This is a genomic window from Microbacterium panaciterrae, assembly GCF_039541635.1.
Taxonomy (GTDB): domain Bacteria; phylum Actinomycetota; class Actinomycetes; order Actinomycetales; family Microbacteriaceae; genus Microbacterium; species Microbacterium panaciterrae.
On sequence record NZ_BAABGP010000022.1, the window covers coordinates 54653 to 75314 of the forward strand.

Here is a 20662-nt window from a genome sequence, read left to right on the forward strand (position 1 = left end):
GATCCTTCCGCGTCAGTGGTTGCTGGGGAAGCCCAGGTCGACCTGGGCCGGCGTGTGGTCGGGCCAGCGCGTGGTGACGACCTTCGAGCGCGTGTAGAAGTGCACCGATTCGGGGCCGTAGATGTGCGAGTCGCCGAACAGGCTGGCCTTCCAGCCGCCGAACGAGAACGCGCCCACGGGCACCGGGATCGGCACGTTCACGCCGACCATGCCGACCTCGATGTCGAACTCGAACTGACGGGCGGTGCCGCCGTCGCGGGTGAACACCGCGACGCCGTTGCCGAACTCGTGCGCGTTGATGAGCTCGACGGCCTCGGTGTAGCTGTCGACGCGGACCACCGAGAGCACCGGGCCGAAGATCTCGTCCTCGTACAGCTTCATGCCGGGCTTCACGCCGTCGATCAGGCTGATTCCGGTGAAGAAGCCGTCACCCTCGATGGGCTGACCGGCGGCGATGCGCTTGCCATTGATCTGGCGCGTGCCGTCGATGAGAACGGTCGCGCCCTCGGCCTCGGCGCCGGTGACGTAGCTCTCGACGCGGTCTCGGTGCTCCCGGGTGATCAGCGGTCCCATCTCGCTCGACGCGTCAGTGCCATCGCCGATCCGCAGGTTCGCGACCTTCTCGGTGATCGCCGCGATGAGGGGCTCCGCTACGTCACCCACCGCGACGAGCACGGACACGGCCATGCAGCGCTCCCCCGCCGAGCCGTAGGCGGCGGAGACGGCGGCGGCGGCCGCGCCGTCGATGTCGGCGTCGGGCATGACGACCATGTGGTTCTTCGCGCCGCCGAGGGCCTGCACGCGCTTGCCGTTGGCGGAGGCGCGTTCGTAGATCGAGCGGGCGATCGGGGTGGATCCGACGAAGCTGATCGCCTTCACGACGGGCGAGTCGAGCAGGGTGTCGACCGCGACCTTGTCACCGTTCACGACGTTCAGCACGCCGTCCGGAAGCCCCGCCTCCTGGAACGCCTTCGCGATCCAGACCGCGGCCGACGGATCCTTCTCGCTGGGCTTGAGCACGACCGTGTTGCCGCACGCGATCGCGGAGGCGATCATCCACAGCGGCACCATGACCGGGAAGTTGAACGGCGTGATGCAGGCGACGACGCCGACCGGCTGCTTGACCGAGTGCACGTCGACGCCGCGCGAGACCTGTTCGGCGCGCTCACCCTTGAGCAGATGCACGAGGCCTGCCGCGAACTCGACGTTCTCGATGCCGCGGGAGACCTCTCCGGCCGCGTCGGAGAGCACCTTGCCGTGCTCGCTCGTGACGATGGCGGCGAGCTCGGGCGTGCGGTCCGCGAGGATCTGGCGCAGCCGGAAGAACACGTCGGCACGCTTGATCAGGCTGGTCGCGCGCCAGGCCGGGCCGGCTGCCTTGGCGGCATCGATGGCCTGCTCGACCTCGCCGACGCTCGCGAACGCGACCTGGCGGTGCGCCTCGCCCGTGGCGGGGTTGTAGACCGGGCCGGTGCGCTCGGCCGTGCCGGCCTCAGCGCCGTTGATGAAGTGCGGGATCAGGGTCACGATGGTGCTCCTCGGGTTCTGGGTGGGCCAGGATCCACGAGAAACCACATCCTGCATGAGACACCACGGCAGATGTGGTGTCTCATGCCCGAACTGGTTTCTCGCGAGCCGGTGGCGCAGGATCCGGACACTCTGTCGGATGTGTCCGTGGGCTTGTTCTCCTATGCTCACAGAGGACAGGATGGATCCGTGGCCGCAGATCGTCTTGACTTCAGCCCGGATCGGACAGATCGTCCGGACGGGTTCGACCCGGGCCTGCCGACCGTCGCCGACGTGCTCGGCGTCGCCTCGCTGCAGGCCGGGCTGCCCGAGGTTCTGGCCGGATCCGTCGACGCTCCCGTGCGCTGGGTGCACGTCTCCGACAGCGAACGCGTCGCGGCACTGCTGGACGGCGGCGAGCTGCTGCTCACCACAGGTGCGGGCTGGTCCGGCGCGCCTGCACCGCTCGCACAGCTCGTCGACGAGCTGGCCGACGCGGGCCTGGCCGGGATCGTGCTCGAGCTCGGCACCCGCTTCACCGTCGCGCCGCCCGCGCTCGTCGCGGCCTGCCGGCGCCGAGATCTGGCCTTGGTGACGCTCGAGCAAGAAGTGAAGTTCGTCGCGGTGACCGAAGAAGTGCACCGCCGCATCATCGCCGGTCAGGTCGAGGCGCTGCAGGAGCGACAGCGTCTGCACGAGCTGTTCACCGGCCTCAGTCTGCGCGGGGCGCCCGTCGAGGTCGTGGTGCACGAGGCTGCCCGCGCGCTGCGTGCGCCGGTCGTGCTGGAGGATCTGGCGCACGAGGTGGTGGTCGCCGACACGGCCGAACTCACCGACGCGGAGGCGCTCGCGGGGTGGACCGGTCGATCGCGACGCCTGCCGCCGGAGTGGACTCGGGTGCCGGTCGCGGCGCGCGGCGCGCGGTGGGGCGAGCTCGTCGCGCTGCCCGGTCCGCCGCATCCGGCTGGGCGATCGACCGTGCTGGAGCAGGCGGCGACGGCGCTCGCGCTGTCACGCTTGGCAGACGGCGAGGGCGCCTGGTCGCGGCTTCGTGCAGACACGGTGCTGACGGCACTGGTGGGCGCGCAGTATGCGTCGGACGCCGGCATCGAGGCGCGTCTGGAGGCGTCGGGCCTCCCGGTGCGGGATCGCGTACTGCATGTCGCGGTGGGTTCGGCGGCCGCACCGGTCCTCGAACCTGTCGACGCGCCGGGATCCGTCAGGAGCCTGATCGCCGACATCGGTGCGGAGCGGATCCTGCTGCTCTCGCTTCCCGCCGGATCCCGCCTGCCGGAATCGGCGCTGGCCGCGCTCGACGGAGGTGCGGTGAGCGATCCTCTGTCCGGCACCGCAGGGCTGCTCTCTGCACTGCCCGTGGTGCGCCGCCTCGCCCGTCAGGCCGCGCCCGGCGAGCTGCTGCACGTCGCCGACCGTCCGCTCGCACGCCTGGCCGCCGAGCTCAGCGGCGACCACCGTCTGCAGGAGCACAGCGCCCGCATGCTCGCCCCGCTCATCCGGCACGACGACGCCACGGACGGCGACCTGATCAGGGTCCTGCGGGCCGTGGTCGCCCACCCCGGCAATCGCACCGCGGCGGCATCCGCGTCACACCTGTCCCGCTCGGTGTTCTACCAGCGCCTCACCCTGATCTCGGATCTGCTCGGTGCCGACCTCGACGACGGCGAGACCCTGTCCGCCCTGCACCTGGCCTTGCTGGCGCACGGGCGCTGAGTGAAGCGCGATCCCGTGGGTTCTCTGAGTCGCAGTCGTCCTTGTCCCCTGAGAGCGGGGGCCAGGCGGCGACACGCGCGCTCCGCGCTGCAGTGCGTTCGCGACCGCCTAACGGGGCGAGCGCCGAGCGACTCTTTCATCGTCCACAGCGGGTACGTGCGACGGAGTCGTGACGCAACAGGATGCTGACCGAGTACATCTAGCGACTCGCGATCAGTCCAAGTATCCTCGCGCGCGCCTCGGTGAACTTCGGAAGCGATTTGGTTGTGATCTGGTCGCGCGGACGGGGCAGATCGACCGGTACGACCTCCCGCACCTCGGTCGGCCGGCCGCCGAGCACCACTACCCGATCGGCGAGATAAGCAGCCTCATCGACGTCGTGCGTGACGAGCAGGATCGTCGTGCGATACCTGCCGTGAAGGCGCAGCACAAGGTCCTCCAGCTCGGCGCGCGTCTGCGCGTCCACCGAGGCGAACGGCTCGTCCATGAGTAGCAGGTGCGGGCGGTAGGCGAGAGCACGCGCGATCGCCACACGTTGCTGCATGCCACCGGAGAGCTGCCAAGGTGACTTCGACTCGGTGCCGGCAAGGCCGACGGCAGCCAGGCTCTCCTCTGCCCGCTCGCGCATCTCGGCCTTCGAGATGCCCTTGTCCCGCAACGGGAAGACAACGTTCTGCAGCACGTTCATCCACGGCATGAGTGACCGGGTGTAGTCCTGGAAGACCATGCCGAGGTGCCGCGGCGGGCCGTCGATGGGCTCGCCATCGAACATGATCGTGCCCGCGGTCGGCCGTTCCAGGCCGGACAGGCAGCGCAGCAGCGTCGTCTTGCCCGCGCCGGACGGACCGACCACGCAGACGAACTCGCCCCGCGCGATCGACAGGTCCAGCCCGCCGATGACGAGGTTCGCCCCCGGATCCGCGCCGAACCCCTTGGTCAGGCCGGCGGTGGTCAGCACCTGGGTCGATGTGTCCTGCGTCATGAGATCCATGATCCCCCTCGCTCCGTGTGTCGTGTGATGTGCCAGCGCAACACCGTGCGCTCGAACGCCAGGAAGAGGACGTTCAGCACCAGGCCGAGCAGCCCGAGCATGAGGATCGCCGCCCACATGTCGGCGATCTGGAAGGTGCGCTGCGCGAGCAGCACGGAATGGCCGAGACCCGCACTCGCCCCCGCCATCTCGGAGAGCACGATGAGCGTGATCGAGTAGAGCAGGCTCGTGCGCATACCGGCGACGATCATCGGCGCCGCGGCTGGCATCACCATCTGCAACAGCCTGCGGCGTCGGCGGATGCTGTAGACCCGCGCGATGTCGTCGAGTCCTGGATCCATGTTCCGCACCGCGTCGATCGTGCTGAGCAGCGTCGGCCAGACGGCGCCGAACGCGATGAGCCCGATCCGCATCGGGGCGCCGATCCCGAGTAGCGCGATCGCGATCGGCAGCAGCGCGGGCGGCGGCACAGACCGCACGAAGCCGATGATTGGCGCCGTCGCTTCCCCGAGCAGCCGGGAGCGTCCGATCGCGATGCCCAGCGCGACTCCGACGACGACCGCGACGACGAAGCCCGCGAGCAGGTTCGCCACGGTCGGGAGCACCTGGGCCTGGAACCCCGCCGGGGTGAAGTAGACGCCGATCGCGCGCACCGTGGCCGGGAACTGCGGGACGTAGAAGCTCGCAGACCCCTGCGAGAGGAAGTACCAGACGAGGACGATCGCGATGATCAACCACAACGACGTGACCAGTCGCACGGCGCTGCGGCCGGCGGAGCGGGTGCGCGCGCTCATGAGCGTCCCCGTTCCCGGTTCGCCGGGCTCCAGCCCGGCGAGATCCGTTCCATCAGACCGAACGACCGATCCGCGAGGAGCCCGAGCACGCCGATAACGACGACGAGTGCGTACATCCGGGCGGTCTGACCGGTGCTCTGCGCGAGGCCCAGCGCGTAACCGAGACCCGGTGCGCCGCCGATGAGCTCGCTCACGATGCTCGCGATGAGGGCGCCGATGACCGAGAGCCGGAGACCCACCGCGATGTAGGGCCCGATGCTGGGCAGCACGATCCCGAGCAGCCGGCGGCCGCGCCGCACCCGGTGGATCCTGGCCATGTCGACGAGTGTCCCGTCGATGTCGCGCAGCCCGTACGCGGTCTGGATGAAGACCGGCCAGAAGGCGGTGTAGACGATGAGCGCGAGTTTCATCTGCAGGCTGGTGCCGAACAGCAGCAACCCGACGGGCAGCAACGCGACCGGGGGAATCGGGCGCAACAGCTCGATGAGGGCGCTCGTGCTGTGCCGCAGGAAGACGAAGGTCCCGTAGGCGGTGCCGGCGACGACTCCGGCGAGCGCGGCGAGCACGAGACCCAGAGCGGCGCTGAGCAGGGTCTGTCCAGTTGCTGCCCAGAACCCCGGGTCGATGACGAGGCCGGCGAGCGCGGCACCGATCGCGGTGGGCACGGGGATCCGCGCGCCTCCGCCGCCGAGCCGGCCGAGCAGCTCCCAGAGGACCAGCACGGCCACAACGGCCACGGCACCGACCCACACCGCTCGCGCGGAGGCGGGCGATGTGCGGGGAGCGCGTGCCCGGATCCGCACCGATGCCGTGGCCCGGCCGGACATCAGCGCACCATGCCGGCGGCGTCGGGGCGGGCCGTGAGCCAGCCCAGCTTGTCCATCTGGCCGGCCATCGCCGTGATGCTGGAGGCCTCGAGCTTCGAGGTGAAGGTCGGGATACGCATGTTCTCGACGGTCTTCGCGTCCATCCCGGAGTACTTCACGATCTGCGCGCGCACCTCGTCGAGATGGCCGTTGGCGTACTCGTCCGACTTCGCGATGGCGCGGGCGAAGGCGTCAGCGGTCGATGCGTGCTGGTCCAGATAGGGACGCACGGCGAAATAGCCGCTTGTCGCGCCGTCGGGCGCGGTCTCGTAGACCGGCGAACTGATCACCGGCAAGCCCGCGGCGACCGCCTGCGAGGTGAACGGCTCGGCGAGGTAGGCCGCGTCCACGTCGCCGCGCTGCACGGCGGCCATGCCGTCGGACATCGGCAGCTCGACGAAGTTCACGGTGCTGGGGTCGACCCCGGCTTTCTTCAGGGCGAGGATCACCGACAGGTGCGGACCGCCGCGCAAGGCATTGACCGCGACGCTGTGGCCGGCGAGGCCCTTCAGATCCTTGATCGAGCTGCCTTGCTTGGTGACGATGGCGGAGTAGTCGGCCTTCGCGGACGGCGGTTTGGCGATCCCGCCGACGACGAACGTGACGGGGACGCCGGAGGCCGCGACCGAGATCACGGGGATCAGCGCGCCGTAGGCGAACTGCATCTCGCCGTTGAGCAATAGAGGCACTGCGGCCGCAGCGCCCTGCACGTTCTTGATCGTGATGTCGAGCCCCTCCTCGGCGAAGAACCCCTTCTCCACTCCGAGGTACAGCGGCGCGACATCGGCCACCGGCACGACGGCGACCGTGATCGGGGTCTTCGCGCCCTTGGTCTCAGGCGCCGTCGAGGGCGCCGGGCCCGATGAGCAGCCGGTCAGGATCAGGGCTGTCGCCGCGATCAGGCCGATCAGTGTCTTCTTCATGTTTGTTGCTCCTTGTGCGTGGGACTCAGGACGTCGATGTCCTGAGTCATCGGGATCGGGCGGGTTCGGGTCCCGCGCCCGTTTCATGCGCCGCCTCCGCACCGCAAGCGGGGTCGTTCTGCGCTGCGCGCAGCTGCGTCGTGCCCGGTGCGTCCAGCACGAATCCGTCCGGGATCCGCCCGATCGCGACGCGGTACCTGTCGCGGGCCTCGTTGGGTGTGAGCAACCCGTCCTCGACATCGGCGAGCGCCGCCTGGGGGTCCCGGTCAAAGGGTTCCCCGTAGCCGCCGCCTCCGCCGGTGTGCAGACTCAGCACCGTGCCCGCAGGGACAGAGAACTGCTCGGGACGCTCGGTTAGCACCTCGACACCCCCGTCCGGCCGGATGACCTCCAGCCTGGTCGGCGCCCCCGCGGCACCGCCGTCGACACCCTTGGCAAGCGGATCCGAGACGCTCTCGAAGCTCGGCTTCACGAGGCAGCCGTCGTCCAGGATCCGGATATCGCGCCGGATCCCGTAGCCTCCTCGGTACTGCCCCCGACCGGCGGACTCGAGGTCGAGCGCAAGGCCGTCGCAGCGCAAGGGGTAGCGCGACTCCATGATCTCGACCGGGAGCAGAGGAGTGTCGCCGCCGAACACGAGCGTGCTGCCGTCACTCCCCGGGAAGGCGCCATAACCGCCCGGGATCGGCTCCGTATACGTGAACCTGTCGCTCTCGGCGACCGTGCTGCGCATGATGTAGCAGCCGACCATCTGATAGCCGCCTGCACGGGAGCGTGCTGGGCGCGGGCCCGCCATCACCCGGATGGTGGTCTCTACGAGCGTGCGGCACACGAGCCCGTAAGAATCGCAGGGCGCCGGCTCGACGGGGTGCACGAGGGAGGGCTGGTCCGCAGACACGAAATGGACGAACGACAGGTGTCCCTCGTTGGTCGCGTCGTGCGGTGAAAACACCCCCTTCAGCGCAGCGAGGACTACGCTGCGGGCGCCGATCTCCGGGCAATTCACAGGCCCGGGCGCGGGGCCGGAGCTGCCGGTGAGGTCGACCGTGAGCACGTCACCGCTCACCTGGACGTCCACCGACACCAGCGGTCGGTAGGCGCGGTCGACACCGTCGAAGTCGAGGTGCTGCTGCCCGCTCCAGCGCCCGTCGGGGAGCTCGCGCACCGACTCGCGCAGAGCGACGCGGGTGTTCTCGATGACCGTCGACATGGCGGAGTCGACGGTCGCGGCGCCGTACTTGCCGCACAGCCAGGCGATACGATCGGCGGCCGTGCGGCACGCCGCGATCTGGGCGGCGAGGTCGCCCATGACCTGGCGAGGCAGGCGGACGTTGTTGCGAATGACCTCGTAGAGCTCGGCTACGGGTTCGCCCGCGGCATGCAGACGCTGGTGCGTGAAGCGCAGGCCCTCCATGGTGATGTCGGTGCTGCTGGGATCCCACCCGCCCGGGCTCCGCCCGCCGATGTCGGCCCAGTGCGCCATGGTCGCCGCGAACGCGACCAGCTCGCCGTCGACGAACACCGGCATGTAGATCGCGGTGTCGGAGAGGTGCGTGCCGGTCAGATACGGGCAATTCGCGACGTAGACGTCGCCGTCAGCGAAGGTCGCGGGATCCTTCGTCTCCAGCATCTTCTGGATCGTGCCCCGCAGGGCGCCAAGGAAGACTGCGAGACCGGAGGCCTCGGCCCACATCTCGCCGCGTGCGGAGAGAATCGTGACGCCGAAGTCCTTGATGTCGTACAGCAGCGGGCTGTAGGCCGTCTGCACGATCGTCTCGGACATCTCCTCGGCGGCAGACACCAGCGCGTTGCGGATGATCTCGATGCGCGCGGGGCTCAGCGTCGACCTCATCGCGTCTCCTCTTTCTCCAGCACGAGCGAGTCACTCCCGTGGCGATGTGCCGACCAGCCGGGCGGCACGATGATCGTGGTGGCGGTGTCGTCGACGACAGCGGGCCCCGCGAGCCTCTCGCCGATCTCGAGCGTCCGCCGCGCGATGACGGGAGTCTGCACCCGGCCGAGTCCGCGGAAGTGAATGCTCCTGGTGCGCTTCTCTGCGGCCGCGGGCTCGACTTCTGCCCCGGGACGGGCGATGTCCTGGTCGAAGCTCACCCGGATCCGGGCGGCCACCGCCTCGAGCGGGGCGTTCGCGTCGCCGTGTCCGTAACGGCGACGGTGGGCGGCGTGGAAGGCCGCGGACGCCCCCTCCAGGAACGCTTCGGCCGAATCCGGCCAGGCGTCGTCGAGCGTGATCTCGAGCGAGTGGGCCTGGCCCGCATAACGGAGGTCGAGACGCCGCACGATCCGTGCGTCCGCAAGGTCGAGACCATAGCGGCGCAGCTGCGCGGTGGCTTCAGCGACGAGCCCCTCGAGGTCGGCGAGGACATCGGGCACGGTGTCGACCGCGAGCGGACGGAGTGACGTCGCGGTGCGGTCCTCCCGGAATCCGGAGCTGAGCATGCCCCAGGCCGAGAAGGCCGCTGTGTGCGGCGGGATGACGACCTGCCGGATCCCGAGATTCTCGCAGACGAAGGCCGCGAACAGCCCTCCCCCGCCGCCGTAGGACAGCACGGTGAAGTCGGCCGGGTCGAGGCCTCGCTCGGTCGTGATCTGCCGGATCGCGTTCGCCATGTTCGCCTCCGCGACCTCGAGCGCGCCGTCGGCCGCCTCATCGGCGGACATCCCGGACGGCTCGGCGAGCGCCTGCTCGATGGAGGCGGTCGCGGCCGCCGCATCGAGCGTCATGCGGGACTCGAGGAAGCGGTCCGGGTCGAGCCTGCCGAGCTGCAGCTGGCAGTCCGTCAGGGTGGGGCGCTGTCCGCCCCGCCCGAAGCACACCGGACCCGGCACAGCGCCGGCGCTCTCCGGCCCGATCCGCAGGCCGCCGGTGAGCGCGTCGATCTGCGCGATGGACCCTCCGCCGGCGCCGATCGAGACGATGTCTATCGAGGGGGCGAGAATCGGGCGACCGCCCGCGGTCGTGATCGAGCGCTCCTGCGCCTCGCCGCCGAGGATGAGTCCGACGTCGTAGGTGGTGCCGCCGACGTCCGTCGCGATGACATTGTCCAGCCCCAGCCGGCGGGCCAGATCTCCGGCACCGGTTATGCCTCCGGCGGGGCCCGAATTCAGGGTGCGCACGGGCTGGGCCGCGGCGATTCCGGCCGGCATGGTGCCGCCGTTGGACTGCACGAAGACGATGTCGCGGGCGTAGCCGGCCTCCCGCAACCGCTGCTGGAGCAGGTCGACGTAAGCCGCGAAACCGGTCTGGATGAACGCGTTCGCCACCGCGGTCGAGCTGCGCTCGTATTCTCGCCACTCCCGGGTGAGGTCGCTCGAGCAGGTCACCGCAATCGACGGATGCCGTTCCCGGATCCGCTCCGCCGCGCGTTGCTCATGCGCGGGGTAGCGGTAAGAGTGCAGGAAGGCGATCGCGATGGACTGCACGCCCACCCTGACGAGCGCGTCGGCAGCCTCGTCGACGTCACTCAGTGAGAGCGGCAGGATCTCTTCGCCGTGCACGTCGAAGCGCTCGGAGATCTCGTGGATCCGGGAGCGGCGGATGAGCGGCGGCCTCGGGGCGTAGTGCGGGTCGTACATGTTCACGCGAGCGGCACGGCCGATCTGCAGCACATCGCGGAAACCGCGCGTGGTCAGCAGTCCCGTGCTCGCTCCGGTCTCCTGAACAAGGGCGTTGAGCCCGTGCGTGGTGCCGTGCACGATGAGGTCGAGGTCGCCGGGTGCGACCGGCAGGCGCGCGAGGCCTGCCATGAACTCGTCGACGAGGGTTCGCGGATCCGAGGGCTGCTTCTCAACGATGACACGGCCGGTCTCGGCGTGCACGAGGGCGAAGTCGATGAACGTGCCGCCCACGTCGACGGCGAGACGCCAGCCGGGGAGGGTTCCTTGCATGTGCGGATCCAATCCTTGTCTCAGAAGTATCGGTCGGAGACTGCTCAGATGACTCGGAAGTCGTGGGCGAGGAGCACCTCACCGGAGAAGGTGCGCCGGGCCGGCCCGATCCAATCCTCGTCGGGCAGCGCGGCATCGGCCGGCACGAGGTGCGAGACGACGAGCGTGCCGACGCCGGCGGCGGTCGCGATGCGGCCGAGGTCGTCCACACTGGTGTGCGAGTCGATCAAGTGCTCCCGCAGCCGGGTGCCGTTGCTGCGCGCGACGGATGCCTCGATCGAGGGCAAGTGGATCGCCTCGTGCACGAGCACGTCGGCGCCGCGAGCCAAGTCGATGAGCGCCTCGGAGGGCGCCGTGTCGCCGGAGATCACGAACGAGCGATCTGCGGTGTCGATGCGGTACGCGAAGGCGTCCATCGGCGGGTGCTCCACCCGGGCGGCGCTGATGCGCACCAGGTCGTCCTCGAACACGACCCCGGCCTGGTGCACCTCCGCATGGCGCACGAGCCCTCGGAACGGCGGGCGACCTTCGTCTGCGATGCGGGTGGAGACGTCCGCGTCGGAGAACCGGAAGAAGGCCTCCATCATCTCGTCCAGCGGGCGCGGCCCGCGGACCTCGACCGGCGTCCTCAGGCTGTCGCACCAGGCCAGGTGCAGGAGCGTACCGAGGTCAGCGTTGTGATCCGAGTGGTGGTGCGTGATGCCGACGAAAGTGAGGTCTGCGAGGTCCATTCCGGCACGGCGGATCTGATGCGCGACACCATTGCCGGCATCGATCACGTAGATCCGTCCTTCGACTTCGATCGCCTGCGCCGGAGCGGAGCGCGTCTGCTTAGGCGTCGGTCCTCCGGCGGTGCCGAGGAGGTGCAGGCGGGCCTGGGCGGGGCGCTCGGTCCGAGGACCGGCGACCGTCGTCGCTGACGGTGTTCGTTGCATGCCGTGAGCGTATACTCCGTATGCGTTACGACCACCAAATCATGCTATCAACATGCAGAACGCACATCAATGACTCGAGAGGATGGCACCCCGTGAGCACTTCGCCGGAGCTGGACGAGATCGACAGGCGGATCCTGCTCGCCCGAGACCGGTCTCCCGGCGCCTCCAGCGTCGAACTGGCACGCATCTCCGGCCTTTCACGCAATACCGTGCAGGCTCGGTTGAAGCGCCTGGAGCAGGCGGATGTCCTGGGTGCGCCGAGCCATCGCATCGCTCCGAAGGCCCTCGGTCACCCCGTGCTGGCCTTCGTCGCGATCGAGCTCGTGCAGGGGAATCCGCGTTCCGTCGCCGAGTCGCTGCGAGACATCCCCGAGGTGCTGGATGTCTACGCCGTCAGCGGCGACGGCGACCTCATGGCCCGGGTCGCCGCTCGTGACAACGGGCACCTCTACCGGGTCACCCAGCGGATCCTTCGTGCTCCGGGCATCGTGCGTACGCGGTCGACGCTGGTCATGTACGAGCTGATCCCGACGCGACTCGGCCCGCTCCTGCGCGCCGCCAGCGGCCATGACGCCCTAAAGGGCACGGAAGCGGCTTCTACCACGACGAGCTGACCGCCGGGATGAGGAGCGAGACGAGACGGCGCGTTCGCGCCGACAAGGCTCAGACGATGTACACCTTGCGCAGCGTCTCGGTCACGGTCCAGACCGTGCGCATGCCCTCCGCGAGCCGCACGACGGATCCCGGTCCGACCTCGAGATCGACCAACGAAGGATCCTCGAACGCGATCGTCGCGCGCCCCGAGAGCACGACGAACAGTTCGTCCGCCTCAGTGTCGCGAGCCGTGCCGGGCGTCATCTCCCAGATCCCGATCTCGCGGTCGCCGGTGTCATCGAGCACGGCGACCGCAGTGGCGGGGGATCCGTCCACCACCTCAGACACGGGAAGTGGCTCGTGCGCGAGGGCGAGATCCGCGACCACGGCCGTCCCGGCCGCAGGCAGCGCGGTCACGAGTCGAAACCCATGCCGACCGCATCGAGCGCCTTGAGGAACAGGTTGCGCTTGCCGTCGTTGTGATCGGCCTGGTTCATCGCGGCGCGTACGAGGTTGACGCCGATCGAGGCGGCGGGCTCGGGCGGGAACGGGATGGGCCTGGTGCGCACCATCTCGAGCTGGGTGCGCTCGGTGGACAGACCGGCGAGCTCATCGAGCATGACGTCGGCGGCGAATCGGGTGGCGCCCACCCCAAGTCCGGTGAACCCCGTGGCGTAGGCGACACGGCCGCCGCGGGCCGTGCCGAAGAAAGCGCAGAACCGGCTGCACGAGTCGATGGCCCCCGCCCAGCGGTGCGTGAACCGCAGCCCCTCGAGCTGCGGGAACGTCGTGAAGAAGTGCGACGCGAGCTTGCGAAAGCTCTCCGGTCGCTCCTCGTACTCCTCGCGCACCTTGCCGCCGAAGTGGTAGACGGCGTCATAGCCGCCGAACAGGATCCGGTTGTCGGCGCTCAGCCGGTAGTAGTGGAACTGGTTCGCGCTGTCGGCGAGACCCTGCCGGTTCTTCCAGCCGATCGCGTCGTGCTGCTCGGCGGTCAGCGGCTCGGTCATCAGTGCGTAGTCGTAGACAGGCACGGTCATCAGCCGATTGCGCTTGAGCAGTGACGGGAACACGTTCGTGGCGAGGGCGACCTGATCGGCGACCACCGATCCGGTCTCCGCCGTGACCGTCTGCACGCCCTTGCCGCCCGCTGCTGACCCCCGCAGCCCCGTCACCCGGGTGCGCTCGAAGATCTGCACCCCGAGCTCGGTGGCGACGCGGGCGAGCTCGAACGCGAGCTTTGCCGGGTGCACCATCGCGCAGCCCTCGCGGTCCCACGATCCGGCGAGGTACGTGGGCGAGGCGACTTCGGCCTGCACCGCAGCCTGGTCGAGGAAGTGCTCGCCCTGCATCCATTCGACCTGATGCGGCTCGACGGCGACCGCCATCTGGCCGGTGCGCTCCCAGTCGACATCCATGCCGTAACGCGTGACCGTCTCTTGGATGCCGTCGAGATTCTCCAGCCCCAGGCGCTCCAGCGTATCCAGCTCATCCGGCCAGCGGTTCCGGCCGTTCTCCTCGCCGTGAGTGAGGCTCGCCTCGCAGAATCCGCCGTTGCGTCCGGACGCGGCCCAGCCCACGCGATTCGCCTCGAGCAGCACCACCGACCGCTGCGGATCCCGCTCCTTCGCGCGGATCGCGGTCCACAGGCCCGCGTAGCCGCCGCCGACGATGGCCAGGTCGGCGCGCACTTCTCCGGTGAGCTGCGGGTAGGCGGGGCGCTCGACGTCGTCGAGCCAGAACGCGCCGTGCGCGGTGTTCTCGAGTGAGCGCTCGATGACCGCCGCGCTCGGCTGCCGTCGTTCGAAGACGGTCGTTCCCATGAGTGGATTCCTTGTTCGGGATGGTGGTGGATGTTGCGGTGCGGTACTCGATCCCGGGCGCGATCGGCGCCCCGGAGCCGTGTGCTGCGGCCAGGGTGATGTGATGGGATGGTCAGCGGATCAGCGCGTGCCCCAGTTGTAGAGGTCCTTGTGCAGCCCCGCGTAAAGGAAGCATTCGGTGTGCGAGACGCCCGGGATGGTGCGGATCTGCGTCGCGATCAGCGCGAGCAGATCCTCATCGCTCTCGCAGATGGCCTCGGCGAGGATGTCGAAGGATCCGAGCGTCACATTGACATATGCGATGTCCGGAATATTCGCGATCGCCTCGGCCGCGACGCGAGGATCGCCGTCGACGCGGATCCCGAGCATCGCCATCCGGTCGAACCCGAGCTGCCGCGGATCGGTCACCGCGACGATCTGCACCACCCCGCTGTCGGTGAGCCGCTGCACCCGCTGGCGCACCGCTGCCTCGCTGAGCCCGACCGCGCGGCCGATCTCGGCGTAGGGTCGACGGCCGTCTTCCTGCAGGAGTTCGATGATCCGCTTCGAGACGTCGTCCAGCACCGGCACCTTCGGCTTATCGTTCATGTGACGATCCTGACATTCGAAACCATCCGTCGCAACCGATATCGAAGTTTTCCATCCAGATTTCTTCAGATTTCGTTGATTCTGGCCTATCCTGATCAGCATGCAGACCTCCCTGTTGCAGAACTTCATCGGCGGCCGCTCCGTCGCCGCCCACGGCGAGGGCCGGATGGACCTCATCGACCCCGTCACCGAGCAGGTGTACGGCCAAGCCCCGATCTCGGATCAGATCGACGTCGACGCCGCCTACGCCGCTGCGTCAGCCGCGTTCCCGTTCTGGCGCGACACCACGCCGGCCGCGCGCCAGCTCGCGCTGTTCCGGATCGCCGACGCGATGGCCGCGCGCGCCGAGGAGTTCGCCGACCTGGAGTCGCAGGACACCGGCAAGCCTCGCGCGAACCTCGTTACCGACGAGATCGACCAGTCCGTCGACCAGCTGCGCTTCTTCGCCGGCGCGGCACGCAGCCTCGAGGGCAGGGCCGCCGCGGAGTACCTGGCTGGGCACACCTCCTACGTGCGCCGCGAGCCGATCGGCGTGATCGGGCAGGTCACGCCGTGGAACTACCCGCTGAACATGGCGGTCTGGAAGATCGCCCCCGCCCTGGCCGCCGGCAACACCGTCGTGCTCAAGCCTGCGGAGGCGACGCCGCTCACCACGCTGCTGCTCGCCGAGATCGTCGCCGAGCACACCCCCGCCGGCACGCTCAACGTCGTGCTCGGCGACCGCGGCACGGGCGCCGCACTCGTCGCGCACAAGACTCCGCAGATGGTCGCCATCACCGGATCCGTGCGGGCCGGCATGGCTGTCGCCGAATCGGCCGCGGCCGACGTGAAGCGCGTGCACCTCGAGCTCGGCGGCAAGGCACCCGCGATCGTGTTCGACGACGCCTCGATCTCCAAGGCCGCCGAGGGGATCGTCACGGGCGCGTTCTTCAACGGCGGTCAGGACTGCACCGCGGCAACACGCGTGATCGTGCACGCCTCGGTGCACGACGAACTGTTGAAGGCGCTCGTGGAGCGCGTGCGCACCCACGCCCGCACCGGCGCGCCGCACGAGGACGGCGTGTTCTTCGGGCCGCTCTCCAGCGCCGCACAGCTCGCGCAGGTGCAGGGCTTCGTGGACCGCCTCCCCGCGCACGCGAAGATCGAGACCGGCGGGCGCCGTCAGGGCGACGTCGGCTACTTCTTCGAGCCCACGATCGTCTCGGGCATGCGGCAAGATGACGAGGCCGTGCAGAGCGAGATCTTCGGGCCTGTTCTCACCGTGCAGTCCTTCCAGGACGACGAGGAGGCCCTCGCGTTCGCGAACGACGTGCCGTACGCGCTGGCGGCATCGGTGTGGACGAAGGATCACACCCGGTCGTTGCGCTTCTCCCGCGACCTGGACTTCGGGTGCGTGTGGATCAACACGCACATCCCGTTCGTGTCGGACATGCCGCACGGCGGCTTCAAGCACTCCGGCTACGGCAAGGACCTCTCGCAGTACGGCTTCGACGACTACACCCGCATCAAGCACGTGATGAGCGCCCTGGACTGACCTGCGCCCCTGGGGCGGGCTGCGGTTCTGCAGGGAGCCCCGGTCGTTGTGCAGGGTCACGCACGATCCGCCGCGTCCCGAGGCCCCGGTTTCCGATCCTCAGCTGGCTGCGACATCGCGCGACCCTGCACAACTGCGGCCCGACCCTGCACAACGGGCCGTCGCCGTCGCCGGTTCCTCGCCAGCCGCCGCCAGAAGTGCTACTGTCACCTACGCCGTGCTGGCCCGGATGAAGGAGGTGATACCCATGAACGAATCGACGTGGGTGCTCCTTTCTGGGGTCACGGTCGGGCGATAGGTCGTCCGGGAGCGCCGTACTCAGCACTCCCGAAAGGCACGACCATGAACTCCACCTCTGAACTGCAATTCACCTTTGAGAACCGGCGCGACGACGGCATCGTCGAGCGCGGCTTCACCCTCGGCGGCGTCCCGGGAATCCTCTGGACACCCGGATCCGCCTCCGCATCCACCCCGGTGCCGTTGATCCTGCTCGGCCATCCGAGCGGGATCGGCCTGGAACGGATGCGTCCCCGCTTGGACGCCCGCGCCCGCGCGGCGGCAGAACTCGGCTTCGCCTCTGCCGCACTTGAGATGCCAGGCAGTGGCGACCGCCCCGCCCCACCGACGCTCGAGAGCGCCCGTGCCGACCTGTGGCAGGCGCTCGATACCGGCACGCGCCCGAGTGAGGACGTGATCGACCGGCTGGTCCTCCCACTGGTCGAACAAGTCGTCCCCGAGTGGCAGGCCGTCATGGATGCTCTGCTCGCCCTCCCTGAGGTCGGCGGCCCGGTCGCCTACTCCGGCGGCGTGCTGGCCATCGGGATCCGGCTCGCGGCAATCGATCCGCGGATCGTCGCGGCCGGGCTGTTCGCCGGCAGCTACGTACCGCTCCGGATGTTCGACGAGGCGCGCCGCATCACAATCCCCGTGCACGTGCTGCTGCAGTGGGACGACGAGGGCAACGACCGGCAGCGCGCGCTCGACGTGTTCGACGCGTTCGGATCCGCGGAGAAGACCCTGCAGGCGAACCTCGGCGGGCACACCGGTGTCCCGGCGCACGCCGGTGAGGACGCCGGGCGGTTCTTCGCCCGGCACCTCGCGGCGCGAGGCTGACCGGCACAAGGACGGCCCCGGGATCCGCTCCCGGGGCCGTCCTTTCAGGCATGCAGGGTCAGCTCAGGCCCTGGACCTTCAGCCAGGCCTTCGCGATGTCCGCCGGCTGCTTCTTGTCCACCGTGCTCTGCACGTTCAGCTTCACAAGCTCCGCCGTGGTGAGCTTGGCGCTGACCGCGTTGATCGCCTTCGAGATCTTGTCGGAGACACTCGCACTCGCGATCGGGACGACGTTCGACGACAGGATCATGTTCTTCGGATCCTTCAGCGCGACCAGGTCGCCCTTCTCGAACGCGGGGTCGGCCGAGTAGATGTCGGCGACCTGCACGGTGCCGGCCTGCAGCGCCTCGAGCGTGGTCTGCCCGGTGGCCGAGAACGCCAGGTCGACGCCGTAGTCGGTCTTCGCCGCGGCGGGGCCGTACGGGCGCTTCTCGAACTCGGGAGCTCCGCCGACGGTCACCGGGGCCGGCACCTTGGAAAGATCGGCGATCGAGGAGAGCCCGTACTTGTCGGCGTTGGCCTTGGTCACCGTGTAGGTGTCCTGGTCGGCGGCCTGGGCGTAGTCGAGCGCGACGAGCCCGCTCGGCAGCGCCTTCTTCAGAGCGGCGTAGACCTCGTCCGGGCTGTTCGTGTCGGCCTTGCCTCCCAGGTACTCCAGCAGGTTGCCCGTGTACTCGGGGAACAGGCTGATCGCGCCCGACTTCACGTCGGGCATGTAGGCGTCGCGCTGGCCGATGTTGAACTGGCGCGTGACCTTCATCCCGTCCTTCTCTAGGGCCTGCGCGTAGATCTCCGCGATGATCTCGTTCGAGTAGTACGCCTGGGATCCGATCACGATCGTGTCGGATGATCCGGATCCGGCGGTCGAGGTGGGTTTGTCGAGCGGGTTGCTGGATCCACACGCGCTGAGCGCGAGGGCGATAGCGACAGCGGCCACGGCCGTGGCGGCGATGCGGGGGATTCGAGCGGTGAACATGGTGTTCCTCTCTTCGACGAATTCGGGGTCTGTGGTGCGGGACAGGATCAGGAGCGCGCGAGGCGCGGGGCGCGCAGGCGGATGCGGGCGCGGGGTTCGTCCTCGCTGCGGGCCCCGTTCGCGGCGCGCACGCCTGCGGGGACGGAGGCACGCTGGGCGATCGCGAACAGCAGGTCGGCGATGAGCGCGAGGGCGGCGACCAGGAGGGCTCCGGCGAGCACCTCGTCGAAGCGGCCCAGGGGGATCCCCTGGATGATCGGATAGCCGAGGCCGCCGAGGTTGACGTAGCCGGCGATCGTCACGGTGGCGATGACCTGCAGGGTCGCGGCGCGGAGCCCGCCGATGAGCAGCGGCAGCCCAAGCCGGAACTCGACCTTCCAGAACACCTGCCAGGGAGTCATCCCGACGGCCTTGGCGGCGTCGATGACTCGCCGGTCGATCGCCTCGATCCCGGTGTAGGCGCCGGCGAGCAGCGACGGGATCGCGAGCAGCACGAAGGTCACGAGGGCCGCGGCGGGCACCTGCAGCACCCCGAACAGCAGCACGAGCAGGATCAGCAGGCCGAACGAGGGGATGGCGCGCGCCGCCCCGGAGATCGCCACGGCTGCCTCGCGGCCGCGTCCCGTGTGCCCGATCAGCCAGCCCGCGGGCATCGCGAGCGCGGCGGCGACCAGCACCGACAGGAACGTGTAGAGCAGGTGCTGCCCGAACAGCACGGGCAGCGCATACGATCCCGTCCATTGAGCCGGATCGAGCAGCCAGCGGATCGCATCGGCGAAGAGGTTCATGCCGCGCCTCCCGTCACGACGGCGGGCGCTTCGACAGGCCGAAGGACACCACGCGCCTGTGCCCGGTCCGCCCGCTGCCACGGCATGAGCACGCGCCCGACCAGCACCAGTACCAGGTCGACGAGGAGGGCCAGCACGACCACGGCGATCACACCCGCGAAGACCTCTTCGATGAGGCGCCGATCGAGCCCGTTCGTGAAGAGATAGCCGAGGTTGCTGACGCCGACCAGGATTCCGACGGTCGCCAGCGCGATCGTGCTCACCGCCGCCACCCGGACGCCGGCGAGGATCACGGGACCGGCGAGCGGAAGCTCCACCGTCCAGAACCGGCGCGAGGATCCGTAGCCCATCGCCGTCGCCGCGCGGCGCACGTCGGCATCGACCGAGTCGAGGCCGTCGGCGACCGCCCGCACCAGGATCGCGACGTTGTAGATCGTGAGAGCCACGACGAGGTTGGTCGGGCTGATCGCGGAGTAGCCCAGCAGCGCGGGCAACAGGATCAGCAGGGCGAGCGAGGGGATCGTGTAGAGCAGCCCGGTGAGCACGATCACGGGACCGCGCACCAGGCGGTACCGCCAGGCGATCCACCCGAGCGGCACCGACGCGACCACCCCGAGCACGAGCGCGATCATGCTCTGCTGCAGATGCACGGCAGCGTATCCGAGGATGAGCCCGAGGTTGTCGATGATCCAGGTCATGTCAGCCTGCGGTCCCTGCGTCCATGGCGACGTCGTCAGCCGCCCGCGGCGGATGAGCATCCAGCAACGAGGCGGGGGTCTGCACCAGGGTGCCCTGGGCACGCCCGTCGGCGTCGACGATCACGGTGCCGTGCGGCGTCTGCTTGAGATGCAGCGCGCGCTTGCCCCGGTCCGCGCCCACGAACGCGGCGACGAAGTCGTCCGAGGGAGACGAGAGGATCTCCTCCGGGGTACCGCGCTGCACGATCCGCGCGGCCTTGTCGAGGATCACGATCTGATCGCCGAGCAGGAACGCCTCGTCGATGTCGTGCGTGACGAACACCACCGTCTTGTCCAGCTCGCGCTGCAGACGCAGCAGCTCCTGCTGCAGTTCGGTGCGCACGATGGGGTCGACGGCGCCGAACGGCTCGTCCATGAGCAGGATGTTGGGGTCGGCCGCGAGGCCCCTCGCAACGCCGACGCGCTGCTGCTGCCCTCCGGAGAGCTGGCTCGGATAGCGGTCGGCGAGCGCCTGGTCGAGGCCGACCGTGTCGAGCAGGTCACGCGCACGCCCATGCGCCGCGCGCCGGGAGACACCGTTCAGGCGCAGCACCGTGGCGACGTTGTCGATCACCGAGAAGTGCGGCATCAGCCCCGAGTTCTGCATGACGTAGCCGATGCTGCGGCGGAGCGCCACGGGATCCCGATCTCGCACCCTCTCGCCGTCGATCTCGACCGTGCCGCCGGTCGGCTCGACCATGCGGTTGATCATGCGCAGCAGCGTGGTCTTCCCGGATCCGGACGAGCCGACCAGCACCGTGGTCTTTCGCGCCGGAATAACCAGGCTGAAGTCATCGACAGCGTGCGTGCCGTCGGGGAACGTCTTGGAGACGGAGCGGAACTCGATCATCGGC

The 20662-nt window shown here is 69.3% G+C and carries 19 protein-coding genes; 4 read left to right on the forward strand and 15 right to left on the reverse strand.

The genetic code is table 11. The features are described 5' to 3' along the window. Positions 1–12: 12 nt before the first annotated feature. Positions 13–1527 (reverse strand): CoA-acylating methylmalonate-semialdehyde dehydrogenase, encoded by a 1515-nt coding sequence (locus ABD882_RS15430; protein ID WP_345188267.1) that lies wholly within the window; start codon positions 1525–1527, stop codon positions 13–15. 189 nt (positions 1528–1716) lie between these two features. Between ABD882_RS15430 and ABD882_RS15435 the strand changes: the two genes are divergently transcribed. Continuing rightward, complete coding sequence (locus ABD882_RS15435; RefSeq protein ID WP_345188268.1) at positions 1717–3237, forward strand: PucR family transcriptional regulator; 1521 nt, start codon at positions 1717–1719, stop codon at positions 3235–3237. Between the two features lie 199 nt (positions 3238–3436). On the opposite strand, the gene ABD882_RS15440 is transcribed toward ABD882_RS15435, so the two are convergent. Genes ABD882_RS15440 through ABD882_RS15470 form a run of 7 tightly spaced genes read right to left on the reverse strand, consistent with a single transcriptional unit; the run spans position 3437 to position 11655 of the window. Then, complete coding sequence (locus tag ABD882_RS15440; RefSeq protein WP_345188269.1) at positions 3437–4219, reverse strand: ABC transporter ATP-binding protein; 783 nt, start codon at positions 4217–4219, stop codon at positions 3437–3439. Further along, positions 4216–5022: an ABC transporter permease gene (locus ABD882_RS15445; protein WP_345188270.1), complete on the reverse strand. Its 807-nt coding sequence runs from the start codon at positions 5020–5022 to the stop codon at positions 4216–4218. The genes ABD882_RS15440 and ABD882_RS15445 overlap by 4 nt, the downstream gene beginning before the upstream one ends. Then, positions 5019–5849 (reverse strand): ABC transporter permease, encoded by an 831-nt coding sequence (locus ABD882_RS15450; protein WP_345188271.1) that lies wholly within the window; start codon positions 5847–5849, stop codon positions 5019–5021. Before ABD882_RS15450 ends, ABD882_RS15445 begins: the two co-directional genes overlap by 4 nt. Then, positions 5849–6811 (reverse strand): ABC transporter substrate-binding protein, encoded by a 963-nt coding sequence (locus tag ABD882_RS15455; protein ID WP_345188272.1) that lies wholly within the window; start codon positions 6809–6811, stop codon positions 5849–5851. The genes ABD882_RS15450 and ABD882_RS15455 overlap by 1 nt, the downstream gene beginning before the upstream one ends. A 46-nt stretch (positions 6812–6857) precedes the next feature. After that, a complete protein-coding gene (locus tag ABD882_RS15460; RefSeq protein ID WP_345188273.1) occupies positions 6858–8663 on the reverse strand; it encodes a hydantoinase B/oxoprolinase family protein in 1806 nt (601 codons plus the stop codon). Beyond that, positions 8660–10720 (reverse strand): hydantoinase/oxoprolinase family protein, encoded by a 2061-nt coding sequence (locus ABD882_RS15465; RefSeq protein WP_345188274.1) that lies wholly within the window; start codon positions 10718–10720, stop codon positions 8660–8662. Before ABD882_RS15465 ends, ABD882_RS15460 begins: the two co-directional genes overlap by 4 nt. A gap of 44 nt (positions 10721–10764) precedes the next feature. Then, the gene (locus ABD882_RS15470; protein WP_345188275.1) at positions 10765–11655 is read right to left on the reverse strand and encodes an MBL fold metallo-hydrolase; all 891 of its coding nucleotides are present in this window, start codon (positions 11653–11655) and stop codon (positions 10765–10767) included. A gap of 92 nt (positions 11656–11747) precedes the next feature. On the opposite strand from ABD882_RS15470, the gene ABD882_RS15475 reads away from it, so the two are divergent. Next, positions 11748–12269, forward strand: coding sequence for an Lrp/AsnC family transcriptional regulator (locus tag ABD882_RS15475; protein ID WP_345188276.1), 522 nt, complete (start codon positions 11748–11750; stop codon positions 12267–12269). Between the two features lie 49 nt (positions 12270–12318). On the opposite strand, the gene ABD882_RS15480 is transcribed toward ABD882_RS15475, so the two are convergent. The 3 genes from ABD882_RS15480 to ABD882_RS15490 all read right to left on the reverse strand — a co-directional run bounded on the left by ABD882_RS15480 (position 12319) and on the right by ABD882_RS15490 (position 14660). Beyond that, a complete protein-coding gene (locus ABD882_RS15480; protein WP_345188277.1) occupies positions 12319–12666 on the reverse strand; it encodes a cupin domain-containing protein in 348 nt (115 codons plus the stop codon). Then, positions 12663–14072 (reverse strand): NAD(P)/FAD-dependent oxidoreductase, encoded by a 1410-nt coding sequence (locus ABD882_RS15485; RefSeq protein ID WP_345188278.1) that lies wholly within the window; start codon positions 14070–14072, stop codon positions 12663–12665. The genes ABD882_RS15480 and ABD882_RS15485 overlap by 4 nt, the downstream gene beginning before the upstream one ends. A 120-nt stretch (positions 14073–14192) precedes the next feature. Then, on the reverse strand, positions 14193–14660 hold the full coding sequence (locus ABD882_RS15490; protein ID WP_345188279.1) for an Lrp/AsnC family transcriptional regulator: 468 nt from the start codon (positions 14658–14660) through the stop codon (positions 14193–14195). A gap of 100 nt (positions 14661–14760) precedes the next feature. On the opposite strand from ABD882_RS15490, the gene ABD882_RS15495 reads away from it, so the two are divergent. Both ABD882_RS15495 and ABD882_RS15500 read left to right on the forward strand, forming a co-directional pair. Next, the gene (locus ABD882_RS15495; RefSeq protein ID WP_345188280.1) at positions 14761–16194 is read left to right on the forward strand and encodes a gamma-aminobutyraldehyde dehydrogenase; all 1434 of its coding nucleotides are present in this window, start codon (positions 14761–14763) and stop codon (positions 16192–16194) included. Positions 16195–16536: 342 nt separating this feature from the next. Then, on the forward strand, positions 16537–17307 hold the full coding sequence (locus ABD882_RS15500; protein ID WP_345188281.1) for a dienelactone hydrolase family protein: 771 nt from the start codon (positions 16537–16539) through the stop codon (positions 17305–17307). Positions 17308–17365: 58 nt separating this feature from the next. On the opposite strand, the gene ABD882_RS15505 is transcribed toward ABD882_RS15500, so the two are convergent. From ABD882_RS15505 to ABD882_RS15520, 4 genes are read right to left on the reverse strand one after another with little or no spacing between them, the layout of a single operon-like run. Further along, on the reverse strand, positions 17366–18283 hold the full coding sequence (locus ABD882_RS15505) for an ABC transporter substrate-binding protein (protein ID WP_345188282.1): 918 nt from the start codon (positions 18281–18283) through the stop codon (positions 17366–17368). A gap of 47 nt (positions 18284–18330) precedes the next feature. Next, positions 18331–19071: an ABC transporter permease gene (locus tag ABD882_RS15510; protein WP_345188283.1), complete on the reverse strand. Its 741-nt coding sequence runs from the start codon at positions 19069–19071 to the stop codon at positions 18331–18333. Next, positions 19068–19769 (reverse strand): ABC transporter permease, encoded by a 702-nt coding sequence (locus ABD882_RS15515; RefSeq protein WP_345188284.1) that lies wholly within the window; start codon positions 19767–19769, stop codon positions 19068–19070. Before ABD882_RS15515 ends, ABD882_RS15510 begins: the two co-directional genes overlap by 4 nt. 1 nt (position 19770) lies before the next feature. Further along, positions 19771–20658: an ABC transporter ATP-binding protein gene (locus ABD882_RS15520; protein WP_345188285.1), complete on the reverse strand. Its 888-nt coding sequence runs from the start codon at positions 20656–20658 to the stop codon at positions 19771–19773. Between the last annotated feature and the right edge of the window lie 4 nt (positions 20659–20662).

Coding starts and splice junctions, on each gene's coding strand:
- ABD882_RS15505 (WP_345188282.1), bottom strand. CDS start 18,283: ATGTTCACCGCTCGAATCCCCCGCATCGCCGCCACGGCCGTGGCCGCT.
- ABD882_RS15470 (WP_345188275.1), bottom strand. CDS start 11,655: ATGCAACGAACACCGTCAGCGACGACGGTCGCCGGTCCTCGGACCGAG.
- ABD882_RS15490 (WP_345188279.1), bottom strand. CDS start 14,660: ATGAACGATAAGCCGAAGGTGCCGGTGCTGGACGACGTCTCGAAGCGG.
- ABD882_RS15510 (WP_345188283.1), bottom strand. CDS start 19,071: ATGAACCTCTTCGCCGATGCGATCCGCTGGCTGCTCGATCCGGCTCAA.
- ABD882_RS15455 (WP_345188272.1), bottom strand. CDS start 6,811: ATGAAGAAGACACTGATCGGCCTGATCGCGGCGACAGCCCTGATCCTG.
- ABD882_RS15460 (WP_345188273.1), bottom strand. CDS start 8,663: ATGAGGTCGACGCTGAGCCCCGCGCGCATCGAGATCATCCGCAACGCG.
- ABD882_RS15515 (WP_345188284.1), bottom strand. CDS start 19,769: ATGACCTGGATCATCGACAACCTCGGGCTCATCCTCGGATACGCTGCC.
- ABD882_RS15445 (WP_345188270.1), bottom strand. CDS start 5,022: ATGAGCGCGCGCACCCGCTCCGCCGGCCGCAGCGCCGTGCGACTGGTC.
- ABD882_RS15450 (WP_345188271.1), bottom strand. CDS start 5,849: ATGTCCGGCCGGGCCACGGCATCGGTGCGGATCCGGGCACGCGCTCCC.
- ABD882_RS15520 (WP_345188285.1), bottom strand. CDS start 20,658: ATGATCGAGTTCCGCTCCGTCTCCAAGACGTTCCCCGACGGCACGCAC.
- ABD882_RS15485 (WP_345188278.1), bottom strand. CDS start 14,072: ATGGGAACGACCGTCTTCGAACGACGGCAGCCGAGCGCGGCGGTCATC.
- ABD882_RS15440 (WP_345188269.1), bottom strand. CDS start 4,219: ATGACGCAGGACACATCGACCCAGGTGCTGACCACCGCCGGCCTGACC.
- ABD882_RS15495 (WP_345188280.1), top strand. CDS start 14,761: ATGCAGACCTCCCTGTTGCAGAACTTCATCGGCGGCCGCTCCGTCGCC.
- ABD882_RS15465 (WP_345188274.1), bottom strand. CDS start 10,720: ATGCAAGGAACCCTCCCCGGCTGGCGTCTCGCCGTCGACGTGGGCGGC.
- ABD882_RS15500 (WP_345188281.1), top strand. CDS start 16,537: ATGAACTCCACCTCTGAACTGCAATTCACCTTTGAGAACCGGCGCGAC.